The 23427-nt window shown below is 68.5% G+C and carries 25 protein-coding genes; 12 read left to right on the top strand and 13 right to left on the bottom strand.

Going from position 1 to position 23427, the window contains the following annotated elements:
* Positions 1-192 precede the first annotated feature (192 nt).
* The 3 genes from HDC31_RS02065 to HDC31_RS02055 all read left to right on the top strand — a co-directional run bounded on the left by HDC31_RS02065 (position 193) and on the right by HDC31_RS02055 (position 1807).
* Positions 193-777, top strand: a complete 585-nt coding sequence (locus HDC31_RS02065) for an antibiotic biosynthesis monooxygenase (RefSeq protein ID WP_046747548.1) — start codon at positions 193-195, stop codon at positions 775-777.
* Positions 778-875: 98 nt separating this feature from the next.
* Positions 876-1304 carry a hypothetical protein gene (locus tag HDC31_RS02060; protein ID WP_211368704.1) on the top strand — a complete coding sequence of 143 codons (429 nt, stop codon included), beginning with the start codon at positions 876-878 and terminating at the stop codon, positions 1302-1304.
* A complete protein-coding gene (locus HDC31_RS02055) occupies positions 1304-1807 on the top strand; it encodes a ClbS/DfsB family four-helix bundle protein (RefSeq protein WP_113680576.1) in 504 nt (167 codons plus the stop codon). Before HDC31_RS02060 ends, HDC31_RS02055 begins: the two co-directional genes overlap by 1 nt.
* 8 nt (positions 1808-1815) lie before the next feature.
* Here the strand turns inward: HDC31_RS02055 and HDC31_RS20120 are convergent, their stop codons facing one another.
* From HDC31_RS20120 to HDC31_RS02025, 7 genes are all read right to left on the bottom strand, one after another.
* On the bottom strand, positions 1816-2523 hold the full coding sequence (locus HDC31_RS20120; RefSeq protein WP_308472267.1) for an MFS transporter: 708 nt from the start codon (positions 2521-2523) through the stop codon (positions 1816-1818).
* Positions 2508-3296, bottom strand: coding sequence for an MFS transporter (locus tag HDC31_RS20115; RefSeq protein WP_257021915.1), 789 nt, complete (start codon positions 3294-3296; stop codon positions 2508-2510). The genes HDC31_RS20120 and HDC31_RS20115 overlap by 16 nt, the downstream gene beginning before the upstream one ends.
* Positions 3297-3470: 174 nt before the next feature.
* A complete protein-coding gene (locus tag HDC31_RS02045) occupies positions 3471-4601 on the bottom strand; it encodes a bifunctional 2-methylcitrate synthase/citrate synthase (protein ID WP_046747546.1) in 1131 nt (376 codons plus the stop codon).
* Between the two features lie 2 nt (positions 4602-4603).
* The gene (gene prpB / locus HDC31_RS02040; protein ID WP_058632947.1) at positions 4604-5506 is read right to left on the bottom strand and encodes a methylisocitrate lyase; all 903 of its coding nucleotides are present in this window, start codon (positions 5504-5506) and stop codon (positions 4604-4606) included.
* Entirely contained in the window at positions 5506-7032 is a 1527-nt protein-coding gene (locus HDC31_RS02035) for an MmgE/PrpD family protein (protein WP_179515775.1), read from the bottom strand. The genes prpB and HDC31_RS02035 overlap by 1 nt, the downstream gene beginning before the upstream one ends.
* Positions 7033-7035: 3 nt before the next feature.
* Positions 7036-7701: a GntR family transcriptional regulator gene (locus HDC31_RS02030; protein ID WP_113680578.1), complete on the bottom strand. Its 666-nt coding sequence runs from the start codon at positions 7699-7701 to the stop codon at positions 7036-7038.
* Between the two features lie 40 nt (positions 7702-7741).
* Positions 7742-8728, bottom strand: coding sequence for a DMT family transporter (locus HDC31_RS02025; protein ID WP_113680579.1), 987 nt, complete (start codon positions 8726-8728; stop codon positions 7742-7744).
* A 39-nt stretch (positions 8729-8767) separates the two neighbouring features.
* Between HDC31_RS02025 and HDC31_RS02020 the strand changes: the two genes are divergently transcribed.
* Positions 8768-9304 carry a CGNR zinc finger domain-containing protein gene (locus HDC31_RS02020; RefSeq protein WP_046747541.1) on the top strand — a complete coding sequence of 179 codons (537 nt, stop codon included), beginning with the start codon at positions 8768-8770 and terminating at the stop codon, positions 9302-9304.
* Here the strand turns inward: HDC31_RS02020 and HDC31_RS02015 are convergent.
* Positions 9277-10335 (bottom strand): AraC family transcriptional regulator, encoded by a 1059-nt coding sequence (locus tag HDC31_RS02015; protein ID WP_179515774.1) that lies wholly within the window; start codon positions 10333-10335, stop codon positions 9277-9279. The genes HDC31_RS02020 and HDC31_RS02015 overlap by 28 nt on opposite strands.
* Positions 10336-10442: 107 nt before the next feature.
* Here HDC31_RS02015 and HDC31_RS02010 point away from each other — a divergent pair, with 107 nt between their 5' ends.
* The 7 genes from HDC31_RS02010 (at position 10443) to HDC31_RS01980 (ending at position 16672) form a co-directional block, all read left to right on the top strand.
* Positions 10443-11141 carry an alpha/beta hydrolase gene (locus tag HDC31_RS02010; RefSeq protein ID WP_113680580.1) on the top strand — a complete coding sequence of 233 codons (699 nt, stop codon included), beginning with the start codon at positions 10443-10445 and terminating at the stop codon, positions 11139-11141.
* 187 nt (positions 11142-11328) lie between these two features.
* On the top strand, positions 11329-11904 hold the full coding sequence (locus HDC31_RS02005; RefSeq protein ID WP_046747538.1) for a glucose-6-phosphate isomerase family protein: 576 nt from the start codon (positions 11329-11331) through the stop codon (positions 11902-11904).
* An 8-nt stretch (positions 11905-11912) separates the two neighbouring features.
* Entirely contained in the window at positions 11913-13403 is a 1491-nt protein-coding gene (gene xylB, locus HDC31_RS02000) for a xylulokinase (protein WP_179515773.1), read from the top strand.
* A complete protein-coding gene (locus HDC31_RS01995; protein ID WP_218867285.1) occupies positions 13403-14374 on the top strand; it encodes a phosphoglycerate dehydrogenase in 972 nt (323 codons plus the stop codon). The genes xylB and HDC31_RS01995 overlap by 1 nt, the downstream gene beginning before the upstream one ends.
* The gene (locus HDC31_RS01990) at positions 14371-15330 is read left to right on the top strand and encodes a shikimate dehydrogenase (protein ID WP_179515771.1); all 960 of its coding nucleotides are present in this window, start codon (positions 14371-14373) and stop codon (positions 15328-15330) included. Before HDC31_RS01995 ends, HDC31_RS01990 begins: the two co-directional genes overlap by 4 nt.
* Entirely contained in the window at positions 15330-16301 is a 972-nt protein-coding gene (locus HDC31_RS01985) for a phosphotriesterase (protein ID WP_046747536.1), read from the top strand. The genes HDC31_RS01990 and HDC31_RS01985 overlap by 1 nt, the downstream gene beginning before the upstream one ends.
* Positions 16302-16375: 74 nt before the next feature.
* Positions 16376-16672 carry a putative quinol monooxygenase gene (locus HDC31_RS01980; RefSeq protein WP_258546503.1) on the top strand — a complete coding sequence of 99 codons (297 nt, stop codon included), beginning with the start codon at positions 16376-16378 and terminating at the stop codon, positions 16670-16672.
* A gap of 13 nt (positions 16673-16685) precedes the next feature.
* On the opposite strand, the gene HDC31_RS01975 is transcribed toward HDC31_RS01980, so the two are convergent.
* From HDC31_RS01975 to HDC31_RS01955, 5 genes are all read right to left on the bottom strand, one after another.
* On the bottom strand, positions 16686-17267 hold the full coding sequence (locus tag HDC31_RS01975; protein ID WP_113681624.1) for a glyoxalase/bleomycin resistance/extradiol dioxygenase family protein: 582 nt from the start codon (positions 17265-17267) through the stop codon (positions 16686-16688).
* 156 nt (positions 17268-17423) lie between these two features.
* Entirely contained in the window at positions 17424-18425 is a 1002-nt protein-coding gene (locus tag HDC31_RS01970; RefSeq protein WP_058633100.1) for an ABC transporter substrate-binding protein, read from the bottom strand.
* A gap of 158 nt (positions 18426-18583) precedes the next feature.
* Positions 18584-19618 (bottom strand): ABC transporter permease, encoded by a 1035-nt coding sequence (locus HDC31_RS01965; RefSeq protein ID WP_179515770.1) that lies wholly within the window; start codon positions 19616-19618, stop codon positions 18584-18586.
* Positions 19618-21120, bottom strand: coding sequence for a sugar ABC transporter ATP-binding protein (locus HDC31_RS01960; RefSeq protein ID WP_046747533.1), 1503 nt, complete (start codon positions 21118-21120; stop codon positions 19618-19620). The genes HDC31_RS01965 and HDC31_RS01960 overlap by 1 nt, the downstream gene beginning before the upstream one ends.
* 179 nt (positions 21121-21299) lie before the next feature.
* Positions 21300-22169 (bottom strand): sugar phosphate isomerase/epimerase, encoded by an 870-nt coding sequence (locus tag HDC31_RS01955; RefSeq protein ID WP_061015291.1) that lies wholly within the window; start codon positions 22167-22169, stop codon positions 21300-21302.
* Between the two features lie 227 nt (positions 22170-22396).
* On the opposite strand from HDC31_RS01955, the gene HDC31_RS01950 reads away from it, so the two are divergent.
* Positions 22397-23398 (top strand): LacI family DNA-binding transcriptional regulator, encoded by a 1002-nt coding sequence (locus HDC31_RS01950; protein WP_179515769.1) that lies wholly within the window; start codon positions 22397-22399, stop codon positions 23396-23398.
* Positions 23399-23427 lie beyond the last annotated feature (29 nt).

The following is a 23427-nucleotide window of genomic DNA, read 5'->3' as shown; positions in this document are numbered from 1 at the left end:
AGCGCTCTCGCTCCCGTCGCGGCTCCCACGCCGCGTGACCCCCGCCGAATCGGGTCGGCGGGGGTCTCTCTGTGCACGGGCGGATCCGGCCGGGAACCTCCCGCAACCGAATTAGAATCGACCAAGCGCCGTCACCCTGGCGCATCCGCTCCGGCGCCCCGACCCCTGGCGCCCGTTCCCGAGGACCGCACCATGTCCGAACCCCTCACCGTGTCCATCCGCCGCGAAGTCGACCCCGAGCGCATCGTCGAGGCGACCGCCTGGGTGCAGACGGGGGTGAACCTCGCGACGAAGTATCCGGGCTTCCTCGGCTCAGGCTGGGTGCGCGCCGGCGAAGACTCGCAGGTCTGGCACATGCTCTACCGCTTCGCGAGCGAGGATTCGCTCACCGCGTGGGAGCAGTCGGCCGAGCGGGCATGGTGGCTGTCGATGGGCGAAGGTTTCGTGCGCAGCGAGCGCTCCAAGCGCCGCACCGGGATCGAGGGCTGGTTCGACGAGCCGACCACCGGGACGATCACGCTTCCGTCCTCCGACGGCACCACCGAGACGGTCACTGTCGCACCCGCCCCGCCGCGCTGGAAGCAGGCGACCTCGATCTGGCTGGGCTTCTTCCCCGTCAACCTCGCCTTCACCTACGCGATGAGCCCGGTTCCGGGATGGAACGAACTGCCGATCTGGTTGCGGGTGCTCGTCACCACGCTCGTGCTCACGCCGATCATGGCGTACTGGGTTCTCCCGTTCGTCACCCGGTCGCTGCGGAGCTGGCTCGCCCGCTGACCGCGCGCTCGGCGTCGTGCTCCTGAGCGACCGCGAGCATCGGTTTTCCACGCCCGCCGCTCCCGCGCCACGCGGGCACCGGCCGGTACGGTGAGCCCATGCGATCGACACCCCGCGCCCTCCGCATCGCTCTCGCCACCGTCGCGGCGCTCAACCTCCTGTCGGCTCTGATCGGAATGGTCGGGTTGACGGTCGGCGGCGGGATGGGACTGCCGCCCGAATGGCTCGACGGCAGCATCTTCGACTCCTACGTCTGGCCGGGGATCATCCTGGGCGTCGTCGTCGGCGGCGTGCAGGCGCTGGCTCTCGTCGCGCAGTTCGGCCGATTCGGCGTCGCGTGGGCGATGCACGCGGCGGCCGGGCTGACGATGATGATCTGGATCTTCGTCGAGATCGCCATGATGCTCGTCTGGTCGCCGCTGCACGGCATCTTCTTCGCGACCGGCCTGATCCAGACCGTGCTGGCGGTGCTCGCGCTGGGTGCCTGGCCCCGACCCTTCTTCGCGCGGGACAGCCGGACGCACTGATGGCTGTCCCCGCGACGAAGGACGACCTGCTCACGGCGATCCGGACGGAGTACGCGCGCTTGTGCGCCGACCTGGATCGGGTGCCGACGGACTCCGCCCGCGAACTCGTGCTGCCCGGTCATGTCAAGGACACCATGATGAGTCCGGCGGACCTTCTCGCTTATCTGATCGGCTGGAACGAGCAGGTGCTCACCTGGCACGAGCGTCGCGCCGCCGGGCTCCCCGACGAGCTGCCGGCGGCAGGTTTCGGCTGGAACGACCTCGGGGCTTTGGCTCAGCACTTCTCCCGCGACCACGAGAACGCGTCCTGGGTGGAGCTGCGTGCACGCCTCGACGACGCAGAGCAGCGGATCGAAGCCCTCGTCCTGAGTCGCTCGGACCAGGAGCTCTACGGCGCCCCGTGGTACCGCACCTGGACGATGGGGCGCATGATCTCGCTCAACACCTCATCCCCCTACCGGAACGCGCGTGGTCGCATCCGCCGCTGGCTCCGGGCCCGCTGAGCGCCGGCTCAGGTCCCCTTCCCCGGCGAGACCCCCTCGTCGGGCGAATCCACGAGCGAGAGCGGATCCGCAATGTCCTCCAGCGACTTGCCCGCGGCGCTGACCCCGAAGATTCCGCAGATGACGCCGCCGAACATCATGATCGCCGCCCCGAGCACGTACCCCCAGAACAGGGGGCCGCGGTCGCCCGACTCGGCACTCGCGCCGATCAGCGACCCGTAGAGCACCGGAGCGATGGCCCCGACGAGCTGCCCGATCGAGAAGACGTACGAGATCACCTGGCTGCGCAGTTCGAGCGGGAAGATCTCGCTCACCGTCAGGTATGCCGCCGACGCACCGGCCGAGGCGAAGAAGAACGACGCGCACCAGAACGCCGTGTGCGTGGCCGCGTTCAACACGCCCGCGTTGAACAGGAACGCGCTGACGAGGAGGATCAGGCCCGCGAGCACGTACGTCGAGAACAGCATCCGCCGCCGCCCCCAGGTGTCGAAGAAGTGCCCGAGGATGAGCGCCCCGGCGAGGTTCCCGACGGCGAACACGATGAAGTACTGCGACGCCGAAGCGGGCGGGGTGTCGTAGAAGTTCTCCAGCACCAGCGCGTACGTGAAGAAGATGGCGTTGTAGAGGAAGGACTGCGTCACCATCATCGTGATGCCCACCAGCGTGCGCCGCGGGTACTTCTTGAACAGCACCTTCGCGATCACGAGGAACGGCACGCGGCCGTACTCCTTGACCGTGATGGCCTTGCTCTCGTCGACGGGTGGGTCGTCTTGCCCTCCTTGCGGATGCGCTCCTCGATCTCGTCGACATTGCGCTCCGCCGCCTCTTCGCGTCCGTGCGTCATCTGCCAGCGCGGGCTCTCCGGGATGTGCCGGCGCATGTAGATGAGCAGCAGTCCGAGGAGGGGTCCGAGGAAGAAGCTGAGCCGCCACCCGATGTCCTCGGGAAGGATGTCGGTGTTCAGGAAGAACACGTTGGCCACGGCACCGAGCGCCGCACCACCCCAGTAGGTGCCGTTGATCGCGATGTCGACACGTCCGCGGTAGCGCGCCGGGATGATCTCGTCGATCGCCGAGTTGATGGCCGCGTACTCGCCGCCGATACCGGCGCCGGCCACGAAGCGCCAGATGTAGAAGAACCACGGCGCGAAGGCTAGCCCTGCGACCGCGGAGCCCACGAGGTACACGGCAAGGGAGACGAGGAAGAGCTTCTTGCGTCCCAGGCGATCGGTGAGGCGTCCGAAGAAGAGGGCACCGAAGACCTGACCGAGCAGGTAGCACGTGCCGGCGAGCCCCACCTCGGCCGGGCCCATGCCGAGGGTCGCGGCGTACCCGTTCGCGGCGACGATCTGCACCTCGAGGCCGTCGAGGATCCACGAGAACCCGAGCCCGACGACGATCAACCAGTGGAATCGCGACCACGGCAGCCGGTCCATACGTGCGGGGACGAGTGACCTGACCTCCTTGACGGCGGCATCGGATGCGGACATGGACCCTCCTTCGTACGGGACGTGCTTCCGTCCCCGGGGTCTGTCCTACTCCCGTCGCCGACTTCGCCGCAGCCACCTTGACCCGGGAGCCTCCGGGGCGCTACAGCGTTGGAATCGCGCGAAGGTTCCATCCCGGGTGGAGATGGAGCCATTCGCGCGATTCGAAGGGCGGGGTCAGCCGACGTGGCGCTCGTCAGGGCCGTCGTAGAAGGAGAGGGGGCGGATGAGCGCGTTCGATCCGGCCTGCTCGATCACGTGGGCCGTCCACCCGGTCACCCGGGCCGCGACGAACAGCGGCGTGAAGGTGAGGGTGTCGAAGCCGATCAGGTTGTACGCGGGACCAGAGGGGTAGTCGAGGTTCGGGTAGATGCCCTTGCGGGCGACGAACTCCGACTCGAGCGCGTCGTACAGAGCCGCGACCTCCGGGCGGTCGTAGTGCTCCACCAGGGTGTCGAGCGCGGCCTTCATGGTCGGCACGCGGGAGTCGCCCCTCTTGTAGACGCGGTGCCCGAAGCCCATGATCTTGCGCTTCTCCGCGAGGGCCTTGTCAAGCCAGGACTCCACCGCGTCCGCCGACCCGATCTCGTCGAAGATGTGCAGCACGGCCTCGTTGGCCCCTCCGTGCAGCGGACCCTTGAGTGCACCGATGGCACCGACGACGGCCGAGTAGATGTCACTCAGCGTCGAGGTGATCACCCGCGCGGTGAAGGTCGAAGCGTTGAAGGAGTGCTCGGCGTAGAGGATCATCGACCGGTTGAAGGCGTCGACCACGACGTCGTCCGCCTCCTCCCCGAAGGTCATCCAGAGGAAGTTCGCCGAGTAGTCGAGGTCGTCGCGCGGGGCGATGAGCTCCTGGCCACGACGACGACGCTGACCGTACGCGACGATGGCCGGCAGCGCGGCGAACAGCCGGATGCTGCGCTCGAGGTTCTGCTCCGGGCTGCCGCCCGCATCGAGCACCGAACCCCCGGCGCCGGGATCGGACGCGCCGATCAGGCTGACCGCGGTGCGCACCTCGTCCATCGGATGCGCCTCGAGCGGCACCAGGTCGATCGCCGCCTTCACGTTGTCGGCGAGCGCGCGGTGCTTCCGCTCCTCCAGCCGGAACGCGGCGAGTTCTTCGGGGGTCGGCAGCTCGCCGTTCCACAGCAGATACGCCACCGCCTCGAAGGGCTGGGTGTCCGCCAGCTCCTGCACCGGGTAGCCGCGGTACAGCAGGCTGTTCGTCTCGGGGTTGACCTTCGAGATCGCGGTCGTGTCGACGACGACGCCCGCAAGGCCCTTCTTGATGTCCGGCTCGGTCATGGTCACTCCTTCGTGATGGTGAAGTTGAAGACGCCCGAGTCGAAGTGGTTGTACGACTCGTAGTCGATCAGATCGTAGAGATCGGCGCGGTGCTGCATCTCGCCGAGCTTCGAGGTCAGGTGCCCCTCGTCGTTCAGAGTATCCAGTGCGCGGCCGGCGGCCCCCATCGAGATGCGCAACAGCGACACCGGCCAGATGACCAGGTTCACTCCGGCGTCGCGGAGGCTGTCGACGGAGAACAGCTCGCTCTTGCCGAACTCGGTCATGTTCGCCAGGATCGGCACGTCGAGCGCCTCGGCCATCGCCTCGAACTCGCCCAGGGTGCGCATCGCCTCGGGGAACACGGCGTCGGCGCCGGCATCCACCAGCGCCTTCGCGCGGTCGATCGCGGCGTCCAACCCCTCGACGGCCCGGATGTCGGTGCGCGCCATGATGAGGAAGTTCTCGTCGCGGCGGGCGTCGGCCGCGGCACGGATCCGCTTGATCGCGGTGTTCTCGTCGACCACGGCCTTGCCGTCGAGGTGACCGCAGCGCTTCGGGTTGATCTGGTCCTCGATGTGGGTGCCGGCGAGACCCGCGTCTTCGAGCTCCTGGATCGTGCGGGCGACGTTCATCGGTTCCCCGAAGCCGGTGTCGGCGTCGACGATCGCGGGGAGGTCGGTCATGCGGGCGATCTGCTTGGCGCGGCCGGCGACCTCGGTGAGCGTGGTGAGGCCGATGTCGGGGAGCCCCAGGTCGGCGGAGAGCACGGCGCCGGAGATGTAGACGCCGTCGAAGCCCTTCTGCTCGATCAGTCGGGCGCTCAGCGGATTGAACGCTCCGGGGAAGCGCAGCAGCTCCCCGGAGGCCAGTCGCTCCCGGAAGAGGCGCCTCTTCTCGGCAGGTGTGACGGTGGAGTACAGCATCAGAACAGACCCTTCGGGGCGTCGGCGGCTTCGAGCAGTCCGGGCTTCGCGACGATCGACAATTCGCCGACCTCGGCAGCGGTCAGTTCGGGCAGGCGCTGCACGAGGGCGAGGAAACGCTCGATCTCGGCGGGCTCGAGCACGGGCTCCGCCAGCAGACGGAACTTCGCGATGTAGTTCTCGCGGGCGAAAGGGCGCGCTCCGAGGGGGTGCGCATCGGCCACGGCGATCTCGTCCACCACGACCTCACCGTCGGTGAGGCGGATCTCGACGCGACCGCCGAACGCCTTCTCGGCCGGGTCCTCGGAGTGGTAGCGGCGCGTCCACTCGGCATCCTCGGCCGTGGTGATCTTGTGCCACAGCGCGACCGTGTCGGCGCGACCAGCGCGCTCGGGGGCATAGGAGTCGACGTGGTGCCAGCCGCCGTCCTGCAGGGCCACCGCGAAGATGTACGGCACCGAGTGGTCGAGGGTCTCGCGCGACGCGGTGGGGTCGTACTTCTGCGGGTCGTTCGCGCCCGAGCCGATCACGTTGTGCGTGTGGTGGCTGGTGTGGATGACGATGGACTCGATGTTCGCAGGGTCGCGCAGCGCGGGGTTCTGCAGGCCGAGCTTGCGGGCGAGGTCGATTAGCGCCTGCGCCTGGTACTCGGCGGAGTGCTCCTTCGTGTACGAGTCCAGGATCGCGCGCTTGGGCTCGCCGGCGGCGGGCAGCGGCACGTCGTACGAGGCGTCCTTGCCGTCGAGCATCCACGCGATCACGCCGTCTTCACCTTCGTAGATCGGCGCGGGGCTGGTCTGACCGCGCATCGCCCGGTCGACCGCCTCGACGGCCATCTTCCCGGCGAAGGCCGGGGCGTGCGCCTTCCAGGTGGAGATCTCACCCTTGCGGCTCTGGCGGGTGGCGGTCGTGGTGTGCAGCGCCTGGCCGACCGCCTGGTAGATCGTCTCGACGTCGAGACCGAGGAGAGTGCCGATACCGGCGGCCGCGGACGGGCCGAGGTGGGCGACGTGGTCGATCTTGTGCTTGTGCAGGCAGATCGCGCGCACCAGGTCCATCTGGATCTCGTAGCCGGTGGCGATGCCGCGCACGAGAGCCTGGCCGTCCTTGCCGGTGTGCTGAGCGACCGCGAGGATCGGCGGGATGTTGTCGCCGGGGTGCGAGTACTCGGCTGCGAGGAACGTGTCGTGGTAGTCGAGTTCACGCACGGCGACGCCGTTCGCCCAGGCCGCCCACTCGGGGCTGGTGCGGTGATCGAGCGCGGCGCCGAAGAGGTTCGCGCCGACGCCGCCGGTCGAGACGGGGTGGCTGAACGCCTGCGCACGAGCCGCGTTGATCGGCGCACGGGTGAGGGAAGCGGCGGCCACCGACGCGTTGTCGATGATGCGGTTGATGATCATGTCGATGACGGGCTGCTCGACCTCGACCCGGTCGGCGGCGACCTCGGCGATCTTCCAGGCGAGCTGGTCTTCCCTGGCGAGGTTCTCGTCGCTCCGGTGCACACGGACGTGGTGGCTGACGGTCATTTCTTATCCTTCACTGTTACGGGAATCAAGGGAGTCGAGGATGCCGGCGAGCGCGTTGTGCAGGTGCACGTGCGTGGCATGGGCGGCGAGGTCGCCGTCGCGGGCGGCGAGTGCTTCCGCGATGGTGCGGTGCTCGGCGGCGGAGGCGGCGAGTCGGGCCGGCTTGTCCCTGGCCATCCGCCGCACTCTCACGAGGTGGGTGCGCACGGTGCGCAGCGCGGAGGCGATGTAGTCGTTGGCGACGGCTGCGTCGAGGGCCGCGTCGAAGCGGGCGATGAGCGCGCAATAGGCGTCTCGACCCTCGACGGCGTCGAGGTCGACATGCGCGAACTCGTCGGCGAGGGCTGCGAAGAGCTGCGCGTCGCCCCGGGCGGCGGCGAGGCGTGCCGAGGATTCCTCGAGCGCCCGACGGATCTCGAAGAGGGAGCGGATGTCGTCGGCGTCGAGGTCTGCCACGACGGTGACGCGCGGAGACTGCTGCACCACGAGCCCGTCGGCGATCAGGCGACGGAGCGCCTCGCGCATCGGTGTACGGCTCACTCCCAGGCGCTCGGCCTGCTCGACCTCGCCGAGCACGAAGCCGGCCGGCAGGGCACCGGACTGGATGCCGTCGAGCAGCGCCGCATACGCGCGGTCACCCGCGGAGGTGCGTTCAGCGACGAGACTCATCCCCTCAGTGTATACATAAACCCGCCCTGCGCTCCTCCTATCACCCCCTGCGCCGACTGTACGTATACAAAACTCCGCTCCGGTCGCGAGGGGCGGGCTCGCCGAGCTTCACCACGACCACGCCGATCAACACCAGCACACCGCCGAAGGCCTGCAGCAGGTCGGGGAGCTGGCCGAGCAGCAGCCAGCCGAACAGCAGCGCGGCCACGACCTCCGCGAGTGCGACGAAGGAAGCGAGCCGCGACCCCAGCATGCGCGTCGAGGCGATGCCCAGCAGATAGGCGAGAGCGGTCGCCACCACCCCCATCGCGAGCACCGGGACGAACCAGGGAACACTGCCGAACCGGTAGGAGATGTCGTCGGTCGTCCATGCGATCGGCAGCACGCCGATCGCGCCGGCCGCAGTGAGCCCCAGTGCCCCGAGCAGGAGCCCGCTGCCGGCCAGGGCGAGGGGCGGCAATCCCGTGTCGGCCTTGGCTGACAGCACGAAGTAGGCGGCAGCGCCCACCATGGCGCCGAGGGCCCACAGGATTCCGGGCACGTTGACGTCGGCACCCGTGAGGACGTCGAGCATGAGCACGAGCCCGACGAAAGCGATCGCCGCACCGAGCAGGCTCTTGCGGCTCGGCCGCTCCCCTCTCCGCAGCCAGAGCCACAGCAGTACCGCGACCGGGGCGGTGTACTCGATGAGCAGCGCCAGCCCGACGTCCATCACCGCGACCGCCTGGAAGTAGAACAGCTGGGTCGCGGCGACCGCGAGCAGCCCGTAGGCGAGGATCATGCCCGCATTGCGCCGCAGCAGCGTCCACCGTCCTCGCAGCGACAGGATCGTGGGGACGAGCAGCACGAGGGCGGCGACCCAGATGCGCGCGGTGACGGCGGCACCGGGACTCCACCCTGCGTCGATGAGCCCCCGCGCCCATCCGCCGGACATGCCGAAGGCGAAGGCCGCGGCGAGGGCGAGCGGCAGCCCGAGACGCACGCCCCTGGCGGAGTGCACAACCGCGTCATTGCTCACCGTACTCATGATCGATGACGCTACTCCCGCGCGTTGTAACATGTCAATATGATCTTCACCGATGACACGGAAGAGGCGTTGCGCTCCGCGGTCTGGCTCGCGAACTCGGCGGAGCAGCCGGACACGCTCACCGACATCGACGACGAGGGCACCTTCCTCCACGAGTTCCCCTACACCGGCCGCCTGGACCGCGATGAGGCCGAGGTCGCCTCGCTTCGCGGACTGCGTCCCCGGCTCCGTGCGATGCTGCTGGCGCCGCGCGACGAGATGGCCGCGCACGTCAACGACGCCCTTGCGGAGTCCCGCCTCACCCCCGCGCTGCGCCGTCATGACGGCGTGGACTGGCATCTGCACGCGGTGGCGGACGAACAGCCCCTTGCCGAACGCATCCTGATCGAGACCGCGATGGCCCTGATCGACGTCATCCGTGCTGACGAGGGCTCGCGCCTCACGGTCTGCGAGGACGATACCTGCCAGGCCATCGCGCTCGACCTCTCCCGCAACCGCTCGAAGCGCTATTGCTCCACCACGTGCGCGAACCGCAACGCCGTCGCCGCCTACCGCGCGCGCCGCGCCGAGTCCTGAGCCGACGCCGAATCCTGAGCCGACGCAGAGCCCTGGGCCTGAGCCGGCGCAGGAGCCTCCTCCGACGCACCCGCGCCGACACCCGCCATGCGCGGGCGGGAGTGCTTCCGCCAGGCCAGCGGTGAACGACCGAAGCGCCGGCGGAAGGCTCGCGAGAACGCCGCCTCCGATTCGAACCCGACCGCATGCGCGACGGCACCGACCGCCATCGCCGTGGTCTCGAGAAGCTTCGAGGCGGCAAGCATCCGACGCTCCGCCACGTAGGCGGCAGGCGACTGACCGACGACGGCGGTGAACCGGTGGGCGAAGGCGGACCGTGACTGGTGCGTCAGGGCTGCGAGGTCGTCGACCGTCCACGGATGCTCGGGATTACGGTGGATCGCCGCCAAGGCCGGCGCGAGGGTCTGGTCGAGCGCGGTGGCCAGCCACCCCGGCTCGACCTTGTCGGAGGCCGACCACTCCCGCAGGGCATGGATGAAGACCAGGTCCAGGATGCGCGAGATCATGATGCACGCGCCGGGTCGGCGCTGTCCGAGCTCATCGAGCAGCAGTCGCAGGCTCAGCCCCAGCCACTCGTTTCCCGGCCGGGCCGACGATATGTGCACCACCGGGGGAAGAGCAGCCATCGACGGGCCGCCGAGCTCGCTCTGCGCGCGGAACTCGCCGGTGACCCAGCCCGGCGCCGCCTCCGCGCCGGTGCCGCGGTCGGACTCGACCAGCTCGCGGGCAGGGACCGTCGAATCGGCGGTGGCGATGCTGTGCGCGAGCCCCTGACGGACCAGCACGAAATCACGGGGCTCGAGCACGATCGGCATCGCCTGACCGTCGACCCGGACGATCAGCCGCGAGTCGACGGCGAAGTGCACTCGAGTGACGCCCGAGGGGATGTCCACGTGGAAAGGAGCGGGCGGCGCGTAGAGCATCGCGTCCCGCCCGTCCAGGCGAGCGTGCAGGAGTGCTTCCGAGAGCGCGTCCACGGCATGATCGGCAGTCGATGCAGGATCGGCATGTTTTCGCAGGTCATCAGTCATGGTTTTTGCCCCAGAGTCCAACCTACTCTCTTCTTGGTTCCAGACCAGGAACCAACCGAAGGTCACGCGCGCACTGCACGAGCGACCGCGAAAGACAGGAGACGAACATGTCCGACAAGCCCGCCATCGTCCTGGTCCACGGCTTCTGGGGAGGGGCAGCTCACTGGGGTCCCCTGATCCTCGAACTCCGTCGCCGCGGCTACGACGATCTGCACGCGGTCGAGAACCCGCTCACCTCCCTCGCCGACGACGCAGAGCGCACGCAGAAGATGGTCCGTCAGATCGACGGCCCCGTCCTCCTCGTCGGGCACTCCTACGGCGGCGCCGTCATCACGGAGGCCGGCGACCTGCCCAACGTGGTGGGCCTCGTCTACGTGGCGGCGTTCGCCCCCGACGCCGGCGAGAGCGCAGGGCAGATCACTCAGGAGAACCCACCGGCCGCGGTCGACGCCATCGCCCCCGACTCGGACGGCTATCTGTGGATCGCACAGGACCGCTTCCACGAGAGCTTCGCCCAGGACCTCTCCGCCGACGACGCGCTGGTCATGGCCGTCACCCAGAAGGCCCCCCTGGGGTCGACGTTCGGTGACACCGTGACGACGCCCGCATGGAAGGCGAAGCCCACCTGGTACCAGGTCTCGACCGCCGACCGGATGATCAATCCCGACAACGAACGACGCATGGCGACGCGCATGAACCCGCGTCAGGTCGTCGAGCTCGACGCCAGCCACGCCTCGCTGGCCTCGCAGCCGGCGGCGATCGCCGACCTCATCGATGCTGCGGTCGCGGGGTCGGGCGCGAGCTGACCCGAGTACAGGGCGGGCTCTCCGCGGTGTGCCGTGCACCGGACCGGGGAGCCCGTCGCTGCGCGCGCGCTCATCCTCATCGCGTGCGAGGGTGCAACCCGCTCTGGACGCCACCTGTCATAACAGGTAGGGTGAACCTGTCATTACAGGTTGCGCAGCGTCGCAGCACCCGTTACGAGGAGCACCGATGCCCGAGTTCCACGCCCCGCCGATCTCCCCCCTGGCGATCGCCTTCGACGCCGAGAAGCTCACGCTCTCGCCCGAAGGGCCGACTCTCACCCGGCGGATGTCCGACCTCGAAGGGCTCTTCCTCGACGCAGAGGCCTGGGCAACGGCATCAGCCGGCGAGAACCCCGTGGTCTACACCGTGGTCAGCTCCCCCGTGCCCGAGGTCGACCGCGAGCTGCCCCAGTCGATCACCACGATCATGCCCGGGGACACGAGCGGAGAGCTCTGGATGACCAAGGGCCACCAGCACCCGAACCATCAGGGCGAGATCTACCTGGCGCTGAAAGGTCGCGGCGGACTGCTCATGTTCGACGGCGAGCGCACCGAATGGCTCGACATGCTCCCTGGCACGATCGGCTACATCCCGCCTGGGTGGGCGCACCGCTCGGTGAACACCGGCGACGAGCCGTACTCCTTCCTCGCGGTGTACCCGGGTGGAGCGGGCCACGACTACGGCTGGGTGCTGGAGCACGGGATGGGTTCGCGGGCTTACCGGTCGCCCGAGGGCGTCGAGCTGCGTCCGTACGCGGGATAGGCGCCGCCATGATCATCGCGCACGACCTGGGCACGACGGGGAACAAGGCCTCCCTGCACCACGACGACGGCCGGATCGTCGCCTCGGTCACCGTCGCCTACCCCGCGCACTTCGCCGCGGGCGGCGTCGCCGAGCAGAACCCGGACGACTGGTGGAACGCGGTCGTCGCCGCCACACGTGACCTGATCGCCCGCACCAGCACGCCCACGAGCGACATCGTCGGACTCGTGGTGAGCGGACAGATGATGGGCGCCGTCCTCCTCGATGCCGAGGGCGAGCCCGCGCGACCGGCGATCATCTGGGCCGACACGAGAGCCGGAGCCCAGCAGCGCGAGCTCGAGGACGCGATCGGCGCCGAACGCGCGTACGGGATCCTGGGGCACCGTCTGAACCCCACCTACTCGGTCGAGAAGATCATGTGGGTGCGCGACAACGAGCCCGACGTCTGGGCGCGCGTGCGCCGGGTCTGTGTCGCGAAGGACTTCATCGTGCTGCGCCTCACCGGGCGTCTGGCGACGGACCGTTCCGACGCGTCAGGCACCAACGCCTACGACCAGGCGGCCGGCACCTGGTCGGACGAGGTGCTGCGGGCCGCACGCCTCGACCGCGCGCTGTTCCCCGAGATCCTCGAGTCGACGCAGATCGCGGGAGCGCTGACGGATGCCGCTGCGACCTCGCTCGGGCTGCACACGGGCGTGCGTGTGGTGATGGGCGGCGGCGACGGCCCCCTGGCCGCGGTCGGATCGGGCGTGGTCGCTCCGGAGGACGGCGCCTACGTGTGCCTCGGCACCTCGTCGTGGATCTCGTTCGCAGCGGACGCTCCGCTGCACGATCCGGGAATGCGCACCTTCACGTTCGACAACGTCGTCCCCGGCTCGTTCGTGCCCACGGCGACCATGCAGGCCGGCGGTGCCTCCGTGCAGTGGATCGCCGAGGCCCTCTCCCCCGACCCCGCCCACCCGGAGACCGGACGGCTGACGGCCGAGGCCTCCGCCGATGTCGACACCGACGACCTCTACTTCCTCCCGTACCTGCTCGGTGAGCGCTCCCCGCTGTGGGACCCGGACGCCCGTGGCGCATTCGTCGGTCTCTCGCGGCACCACGGTCGGGCCCACCTCGTTCGCGCCGTGCTGGAGGGCACCGCGTTCAACCTGCTCAGCTGCATCCAGGCATTCCGCGCGTCGGGCGCCGTGATCGACCGCATCGATGCGGTCGGCGGCGGAGCGCAGAGCGACGTGTACCTGTCGGTGCTCGCCGACGTCTGGGGAGTTCCCGTTCGTCGCCGCACGATCGTCGAGGAGGCGAACAGCCTCGGAGCCGCCGTGACGGCCGCGGTCGGGCTCGGGATCACCGACTTCTCGGCAGCACGTGCCCTCAGCGAGGTCACCGCCGAGTTCGCCCCGGATGCCGGCCGCCATGCCGTGTACGCCGAACGGCACGCGCGGTTCACGGATGCCTACGCGGCCCTCGCGCCGTGGTTCGCCGGACGGCCGCGCTGATGGCTGTGATCCTCGTCACCAGCCGATCCTTCTCGGACGGCGACCTCGATCTGGTGGAGCGGGCAGCGCAGTCCGGACACCGCGTCCTCCGCGGGCCCGCGCACCACGACATGGACGAGCTGCGGTCGCTGCTGCACGGCGCCGATGCCTGGATCGCAGGAACCGGCGCCATCACCGATGCGCACCTCGCCGCGGCCCCGAAGCTCAAGATCGTCGCCCGTTACGGAGTGGGCACCGAGTCGGTCGACCTCGCTGCCGCGCGTGCTCGCGGCATCCCCGTGACGAACACCCCCGGCGCGAACGCCGACGCCGTGGCCGATCACGCGGTCAGTCTGATGCTGGCCGCGCTGCGGTTCGTGCCGGACGGCGACCGCCGGGTGCGCGCGGGCGACTGGGGGGTTCGGCGCGGACGGGAGCTCGGCGCCGCCACGGTCGGCATCGTCGGCTTCGGCCGGATCGGCCAGGGCGTCGCTGCGCGTCTGAGCGGCTTCGGTCCGCGCGTGCTCGCGGCCGACCCGTTCGTGCCCGACGACGTGGTGCGCGCCCGCGGGGCGGAACCCGCCTCGGTCGACGACCTGTTCCGCGCGGCCGACGTGATCACTCTGCACGCCCCGGGCGGCCAGCGACTCGTCGATGCGGAGCGCCTCGCCGGCATGCGGCCAGGCACGGTGCTGGTCAACACCGCCCGAGGGGACCTGGTCGACGAGGCCGCAGTGGCCAGGGCACTGCACGACGGCGTGCTCGCCGGTTACGCGGCCGACACGCTCGACGGGGACACCGCAGCGCACGCGAGTCCCCTGCTCGCGCCGGAGCTCGCCGACCGGGTCATCGTGACCCCGCACCTCGGCGCGCAGACCACCCAGGCGGTCGACAACATGGGCTCCCTCTCGCTCGCCGACGTGATCGCCGTCCTCTCCGGCGGCGAGCCCGCGCATCCCGTCCCGATCCCCGCCTCCGAGGAGACCCGATGACCACCGCCTCCGACGCCGTGACCTCCGCATCCGGCACCGCCTCCGCCGACTACATGGGCTTCGTCGGGGTGACCACCGCCTCGTCGTCGATCATGAAGGTGTTCCCGCTCTGGGCCGACATCCTCGACCTGCCGACGCGCACCCTGGTCGGTCACGACCTGCCGATGGATGCCGACCCGGCGCAGTATCGCGCGATGGTCGAGCAGATCCGCGACGATCCGCACCACCGCGGGGCCCTGGTGACCACGCACAAGATGAACGTGTTCGCCGCCGCCTCCGACCTGTTCGACGAACTCGACCCGTTCGCGGTGTCGTGCTCCGAGATCTCCAGCATCTCCAAGCGGGGGCGGACGCTGTCGGGGAGGGCCAAGGACCCGATCACGGTCGACCTCGCGCTGAACGACTTCCTGCCCACGGACCACTTCACCCGCACGGGGGCTGCGGTCGTGATCCTGGGGGCCGGAGGCTCGGGCACCGCGCTCAGCTGGGCTCTCGCCGAACGCCCCGACGCCCCGTCGAGGATCACAGTGACCGCCCGCACGCAGGACAAGCTCGACCACCTGCGCGAGGTGCACCGCCAGCACGGCACCCGTGAGGGGTTGATCGAATACGTCGTCACCACGACGCCGGAAGAAGCCGATGCCCTCGTCGCGGCTGCGCCGGCCGGCTCGGTGATCGCCAATGCGACGGGACTCGGGAAGGACCGCCCCGGCTCCCCCCTGACCGACGCGGTGGTGTTCCCCGATGGCGCGTACGCGTGGGAGTTCAACTACCGCGGCTCGCTCGAGTTCCTCCATCAGGCCGAAGCGCAGGCCACGTTTCGCGACCTGCACGTGGTCGACGGCTGGCGCTACTTCATCCACGGCTGGTCGCAGGTCGTCGCCGACGTGTTCGAGCTCGATCTCACACCCGAGACCGTCGAGCGACTCGCCGAGGCCGCGGAGTCGGTGCGCTGATGTCCGCCGTCGTCCGCACGGTGCTCGGGGACATCGCCCCGGCGCTGCTCGGGCGCGTGGACTACCACGAGCACCTGTTCCAGGTGTCGCCGCTGCTGCCGGGAGACGAGCTCGACGACGAGAAGGCCTCGGGCGAAGAGGCGGCGCTGCTGCAGGCGAGCGGATTCGAGGCGATGGTGGATGCCACCCCCTTCGGTGTCGGCCGCGACGCCTCCGCCCTGGCGCGGATCAGTGCGTCGACCGGACTGCACATCGTCGCGACGACCGGCCGACACCGTGAAGCCCACTACGGCGCAGACCATCCGATGCAGGTGTGGACCGCCGACCGTCTGGCCGCCCTCTTCATCGCCGACATCACACGCGGCATGCCCGCCGACGACGCGGAGCTCTTCGAGGCCCCAGAGGTGTCCATCGCCGCAGCGCCCGACGGCGCACCCGTGCGCGCCGGGATGCTCAAGGGCGGCGCCGACTACTGGCGCATCAGCCCGTTCGAGCGCACCACGCTGGTCGCGGTGGCCGAGGCGCACCGCGCGACGGGGGCGCCGGTCATGGTGCACCTGGAATTCGGCACGGCGGCTCACGAGGTGCTCGATCTGCTCGCGGCCGAGGGGGTGTCCGCCGACCGCGTCGTGCTCGCACACGCCGACCGCGACCCCGATCCCGGCCTGCACGTCTCCCTCGCGGAACGCGGAGCCCACCTCGGCTACGACGGCTTCGCACGACCCCGCACCCGCTCCGATGCCGAGCTGCTCGCCCTGACGGTCGCTGTCGTGGAGCGCGGCGCCGGGGACCGGATCGTGCTCGGTGGCGACGTGGCTCGTCGCACGCGGTACGTCGCCTACGGCGGCATGCCAGGACTCGCCTACCTCGGCGAGCGCTACCTCCCACGCCTGCGCGACGCGATCGGCGACGAAGCCGTGCACCGGATGCTCGCGACCACACCGGCCCGACTGCTGACGCTCTCCACCTGAACCCGAGCATGGGCCGGAACAAGAGCATGCACATGGGCATCCACATCCGCATCCGACAGCCCCGAGGAGACACCGTGTCAGAGCCGACCGTCCTGCATGCCACCTTCACTGCACGACCAGGCACCGGGGACATGGTGGCCACCCTGCTGCGTGCGTTCGCCGATGTCGTGCGCGCCGAGGAGGGCAACCTCGTCTTCGACGCGTCCCGGCTCGTCGACGATCCCGACCGCTTCTTCGTGTACGAGGTCTACCGCGATGAGGCGGCCTTCCACGCCCATCTCTCAGCCCCCGCCGGTGTCCCCTTCAACGCCGCGCTGCAGGAGCTCATCGTCGAACCCTCGTCGCAGCTCACCTTCCTCCGTCGGATCTGACGATCCGTCGCCGTCAGCGATCGAGCCGAGGATCCCGCAAGGACGCCATCGCCTCGACGAGGCTTTCGTGGATGTACTCGAGCTCGGGTGACGTGAAGCTCGACCAGTCCGCCTCGGCGGCATCGCGGTCGTCCACGCCCGCGTCTTCCGCCGATCCGTTCCACGTGGATGCGTCCGTTCCGTCCGCGTCCCACGTCTGCTCCTGCGGAACGTGGGCGTATACCCACCAGAGATTTCCCGAGGGATCGGCGAAGCGCGAGAACGTGTCTCCGAAGAAGTCCGTCGGCCGGGTCACGATACGGGCGCCGAGTCCGACGGCTCGTGCGAGCGTTCCCTCGACGTCGTCGACGTACACCTGGATGAATCCGGGGGTGAAGGGCCAGTCCGGCTTACGGTCGGCGACCGTGATGACGGAGTCGCCGATGCGCAGCTCGGAATGCAGGATGAGTCCGTCGGTGTCGACGGTGCGGGCCTCGGGGACATCGGTCGCCCTGAAGACCTCGATCACGAAGTCGATGATGCGGGCGGCGTCATCGGTCATGAGGAAGGGGTTGATGGTGTTCGATCCAGCCGGGCGGGCGGGTGTGCTGCTCATGGCGTGAGTCCTTTCGTCGCGATCACTCTGACAGTCACCGCGGACAGATCCTGACCTCGATTCCCGGACTCGATCGTGGAATTCCATCCCCCGCCCGCGTCCGGCAACGAAGAAGCCCCCCACCCGGAGGTGAGGGGCTTCTTCAGCGTTGCGGTGTCACTCGTAGAGCACGGCCGCGATCTTCTCATCGTCGATGTTGCTCTTGTCGTACCAGTACGAACCGGTGTCGTAGAACTTCTCGACGGAGTCGCCGTTGGCGGCGTCGTAGGCGGCCTGCACGACCTGTGCGCCGATGCCGATCGGGTCCTGCGTGATGGCGCCGGCCATGGTGCCGTCCTTGATGGCGTTGATCTGCGCTGCGCCGGAGTCGAAGCCGACGATCGTGATCTTGCCCTTCTCGAGGCCCAGCTCGTTCACGGCGTTCACGACACCGATGGCGGAGCCTTCGTTGGTGCCGTAGATGCCCTTGAGGTCGGGGTGGGCCGCGATCAGGGTCTTGGCGATGTCGGCCGACTTGAGGTGGTCGCCGTCACCGTACTGGATGTCGACGATCTCGATGTCGGGGTAGTCCGCCTCGATCTTGTCGACGAAGCCGTCGCGGCGCTCGACACCGGTCGAGTTGATCTGCGAGTGACCGACGATGGCGACCTGGCCCTCGCCGCCGATCAGGTCGGCCATGTGCTCGGCAGCGAGCGCACCGGCGACCTTGCTGTCGGTGGCCGACAGGCTGAGCCCGACGTCGCCGTTGCAGGGGGCGTCGAAGTAGACGACGGGGATGTCCTTCGCCTTGGCCTGCTCGAGCGGGGCGACGCACGCCTCGGGGTCGAGGGCGGCGTAGGCGATGGCGTCCGGGTTCTTGTCGATCGCGGCGGTCAGCATCTCGAGCTGCTGCGCGATCTCGGTCTCGGCGGCAGGACCCTCGAACGTGATCTTCACGCCGAGCTCCTTCGCCTTGTCCTCCGCTCCCTTCTTGACGGCCTGCCAGAACTGGTGCTGGAAGCCCTTCGAGACCATGGCGATGTACATCTCGCCGTCGCTGCTGCCGCCGCTGCTCGAGCCCTCTTCGATCACGTCGCCGCCTCCGCCGGCACAGCCGGCGAACACCAGTGCGGATGCGGCCACCAGGGCCACGAGTGCGGTCTTCTTCCCGAATTTCATGAAAACTCCATTGTTTGGGTACGACTCGGTTTGTTCTGTGTGGATGCCGGACGAGCCGGCGCTGTGGACATTCCAGGTGCCTGTGCGGATGTCTCCGCGGGGTGTCGGCCGGGGCCGGAGGACGACGACGGGCACGGGTTTTCGCCGCCGTCCAGGTCTCAGGTGCGCTGTCGGTTGCGCAGCGAGTCGAGGAACACCGCGAGCAGCACGACCACGCCGACGACGATGTTCTGCCACTCGGGCTGGATCGACATGATGCGCAACCCGTTCACGAGCACGCTCATGATGAGGGCGCCGATCACGGTGCCGAGGATGGATCCGCGTCCTCCCAGCAGCGAGGTGCCGCCGATGATGACCGCGGCGATTGCCTGCAGCTCGTATCCGGTGCCGATCTGCGGCTGGGCCGAATCCAGCCGCGAGGCGATGACGATGCCGGCGACCCCGGTGAAAGCTCCGGCGAACATGTAGATGAGGATCGTCCAACGACGCGTGTTGACGCCCGAGAGGCGCGTGGCCTCCTCGTTCGAGCCGATCGCGAACGTGTACCGGCCGAGGAGCGTCTTCGACAGCACCAGGTACGCGATGACCGCGAGCACCGCTGTCACGAGCACGGCGTTCGGGATGCCGGGGATGATCACGCCGAGGGCGATCTTCTTGAAGTCGGGGGCCGACGTCGAGAAGTAGATCGGTGCGACACCCGAGATCACGAGGGCGAGGCCGCCCGCGATCATCATCATCGCGAGGGTGGCGATGAACGGCGGGAGGCGGAGGAACGTGATGTTCACACCGTTCACGAGCCCCATCAGCACACCGGTCAGGATGCCGCCGATCACGCCGACCCACACCGGGAGCCCCATGTTGGTCACGAACACACCCGTCATCACGGCGCACAGCGCCATGCCGGTGCCGATCGACAGGTCGATGCCGCCGGTGATGATGACGAAGGTGGTGCCGAGGGCGAGGATGCCGATGACCGCCGTCGACAGCAGCACCGTGGCGATGTTGCTGAAGGTGAAGAAGTTCGGGCTGGCGATCGAGAAGAAGATGATCAGCACGATGAGCGTGCCGAACGCCAGCGACTGCTGGAACTGACGTTTCAGGAACGCGCCGACGTCTCTCTTGTCCGTGTTCTCGTTCACGGCGGTCTGGATGATCGTCGTCGTCGACGATCCGGGCTGCTGCGGAGCGCTCATCAGTCTTCCTCCCCGTGGGCTGCGAGTTGCATGATCTTCTCCTGGCTTGCTTCCTCGTTGCGGAGCGTCCCGGTGATGCGGCCGTTGGCGAACACCGCGATGCGGTTCGCCACGCGGAGGATCTCCGGGAGCTCGGATGAGATGACGATGATGGATTTGCCTGCATCAGCGAGCTGCTGCATGAGGCGGTAGATCTCCTCCTTCGCGCCGACGTCGATGCCTCGCGTCGGTTCGTCGAAGATGAGGATGTCGCAGTCGCGCATCAGCCACCGGGCGATGACGACCTTCTGCTGGTTGCCTCCGGAGAGGAGCTTGACCACCTGGTTGACCGAGGGGGTCTTCACCCGCAGCTGCTGCACGTACTCCTTGGTGCGGTTCTTGGCCTTGCTGTCGCCCATCCAGCCGATCGCGTTGGCGTAGGAGCCGAGCGAGGCCAGCACGGTGTTGAACGTCACGTCCTGCTCGAGCATCAGCCCGAGGAGCTTGCGGTCCTCCGAGAGGTAGCCGACGCCGTGCTGCACCGCGTCGGCGGGCTGGGCGATCTTCACGGTGCGACCGTCGATCGCGATGGTGCCGCCGTCGCGATGGTCGGCGCCGATCACCGCCCTCGCGGTCTCGGTGCGTCCCGCACCCATCAGCCCGGCGAACCCGAGGATCTCGCCCTTGTGCAGCTGGAAGGACACGTCCTTGAGAAGGTTCCTGGTCGACAGCCCCTGCACATCGAGGACGATCGGGTCGTTGGCGTGCTCGCGGGCCTGAGGACGGGTTCCCTCGTCGATCACACGTCCGACCATCATCTCGATGATCGTCGGGATGGTGATCTCGGACCGGTCGAGTGATCCGATGTATGTGCCATCACGCAGGACGGTCACCCGATCGGCCAGGCGACGCAGCTCGTCCATGCGGTGCGAGATGTAGACGATCCCGGTGCCACGCGCCTTGAGCTGCTCGATCAGCACGAACAGCGTCTCGACCTCGGTGTCGGTGAGGGCCGAGGTGGGCTCGTCCATGATGAGCACCTTGGCGTTGAACGACAGGGCCTTGGCGATCTCGACCATCTGCTGCTCGGCCACCGTGAGCTCGCCGACGAGTTGCCGCGGGTTCAGGTGGATGTCGAGGCGCTGCAGCAGGTCTGCGGTCTGGGCGTTGAGCTTGCGCTCCGACAGGAACGGGCCCGTCGTCGGCTCCCGCCCCACGTAGATGTTCTGCGCCACGGTCAGATCGGGCATCAGGTTGAGCTCCTGATGGATGATCGTGATGCCGAGCTCCTGCGCCTGAAGAGGGCTCGTGAGCTCGACCTCCTGACCCTCGAACGTGATCGTCCCCTCGTCCTTGGTGTAGATCCCGGAGAGGATCTTCATCAGGGTCGACTTTCCCGCGCCGTTCTCACCCACGAGCACGAGCACCTCGCCGGCGTGCACCTCGAGGTGCACGTCCTTCAGCGCCTGCACGCCGGGGAATCCTTTGCTGATCCCCTCGACCCGGAGGATGGGTCCACTCATGCGCTCACCTGCTTCCTTGAAGGTTCTGCTTCGATGTCGACGGATCATTCCGTCGCAAACATCGGATCAATTCTGCGTCCTACGCTACGGGCAGCGCAAGTTGTATCTAAATGTATCTAACGTCGACGAGGTTGGGAAGACCTGTAATGACATCTTGATCCTTCCCGCCCTTCGCCGACTCAGTGCAGGCGGATCGACTCGACCGCGACGAGCTTGTCGCGGATGTAGGCGTTCGCGTGGGCACCCAGCTCGACGTTGTCGTTCCAGAGGTTCCGCCAGATGCCGAGCATGCGGCTGAGGTCAGGGGCGACGACCGCCGACGAGAACGACTCGAACACGATCGGGCCGTCGTACCCGATGCGCCCGAGCGCCTTGAAGAACGCGTCGAAGTCGACGGTGCCGGTTCCCAGATAGCCGCGGTGGCTCTCGCCGATGTGCACGTAGCGCAGGGCGGGTGCGGCATCGAGGACCGGCGCGAACATATCCGACTCCTCGATGTTCATGTGGTACGTGTCGATGTGGATCCCGAGATTCGGCCGGTCGACCTCGGCGACGTACGCGAGAGCCTGCCGCGCCGTGTTGAGCACGTTCGTCTCGTAGCGGTTCACGACCTCGAGCGAGACCGACACTCCGCGCTCGGAGGCATGGTCGGCCACCCGCGCGATCACGTCCCGGCTGCTCGCGAGCCCTTCGGTGGTCACCGGCTCCATGTACTTCTTCATCGCGCTGTAGATCACGCCGCAGAAGTGCTTCCCTCCGAGATCCGCGAGCACGTCGACGGCCTTGATGAGCAGGGCTTCACCGGCTGCAACGATCACGGGGTCGGAGCTCGTGACGTCGGTCGCCTCGGACAGGCCGAGCGACGCACTGACGTCGAGGCCGTATTCCTCGAGAGCATCCTTCGCGACCGCGACGTCGAAGGAGAACGGATCCATCAGCGGGAACTCGATGAGGTCGAAGCCCGCCTCCTTGGTCTTCTGCACCGCCAGACGGATGCCCTCGGCATCGAAATTCCCCGTCCAGACCAGACCGTGACAGCCGATGTTCATGAGACCTCTCACAGCGGGTGTCCGGCACCGTCGCCGCCCCGGACTTGGCACGTGCCAAGTCCGGTGTGCGAGTCACGCTACGTCGGGGGCGGCAGCGGTGTCAAGAACTTTCTTGGCACGTTGCAACTCCTCCGATATCCTGAGGCCGCCACCGCGGTCAGGAGCCCCGATCGCCGCGGCGACGATGAAGACAACGAAGACGAAGACGAAGAAGACGAAGGAGCCCCATGCCAGCGAGCGTCAAGGACGTCGCCGCCCTCGCGGGAGTCTCCTCCTCCACCGTGTCGAACTACCTCAATCACCCGCACGTGCTCGGAGCCGCGAGCCGCGAGCGGGTACGGGCCGCGATCGAAGAGCTCGACTTCGTGCCCAACGAATCCGCTCGGCAGCTGCGGGCCGGCTCGAGCAAGGCGCTGGCGCTCATCCTCCTCGATGCCTGGCTGCCCTACTTCCACGACCTCTCGCGCGGCGTCGAGGACGTGGCGCGCGAGGGCGGCTGGTCGCTCTTCTTCAGCAACAGCGACCGCGACGAGACACAGGAGCGACGCAACCTCGACATGTTCGAGGCGCACCGTGTGCAGGGCATCGTCATCTATCCGCTCGGCGACGTCGTACTGCGCCTCGAGGCGCTCGCCGATCGCGGCATCCGCTCGGTCGTGGTGGGACCGATCCCCGACTCATCGAAGGTCGCATCCGTGCTGTTCGACGATCGTGCCGGCGGCCGCCTCGCGGGGAAGCACCTCGTCGATCTCGGGCGACGACGCATCCTGTTCCTCGGCAACCCGGCGGTGAGCCAGTCGAACGATCGTCTGGCCGGGCTCCGCGAAGCCGTCGCCGACACGGACGCGACGGTGTCGACGGTCGAAGTGCCGCACTTGGCGACCGAGGACGGCCTGGAGGCCGGCATGCGGATCATCGCCCTGCCCCCCGCCGAGCGGCCCGACGCCGTGTTCGCCGCGAACGACATGGTGGCGCTCGGCGTGCTCACGCAGCTCCTGCGCCACCGCGTCCGCGTGCCGGAGGAGATCGCACTCATCGGGTTCGACGATGTCGCCCAGGCGCACCAGGGTGTCGTCCCGCTCACCAGCGTGCGCCAGCCCGGCTACGAGATCGGCCGCGCCGCCGGGATCGCCCTGCTGGCACAGCTCGCCGACCCCTCGGCACCCCCGCCCGCGACGACGCCGTTCCCCGCCGAACTCATCGTGCGGGAGTCGACCGTCGGTCGCTGAGACGGTCGTTCTCTGGGTGCCGCGAGGCC

Source organism: Microbacterium sp. JAI119 (assembly GCF_013410135.1).
GTDB lineage: Bacteria > Actinomycetota > Actinomycetes > Actinomycetales > Microbacteriaceae > Microbacterium > Microbacterium oxydans.
This window is presented reverse-complemented; position numbering and strand designations above follow the sequence as displayed.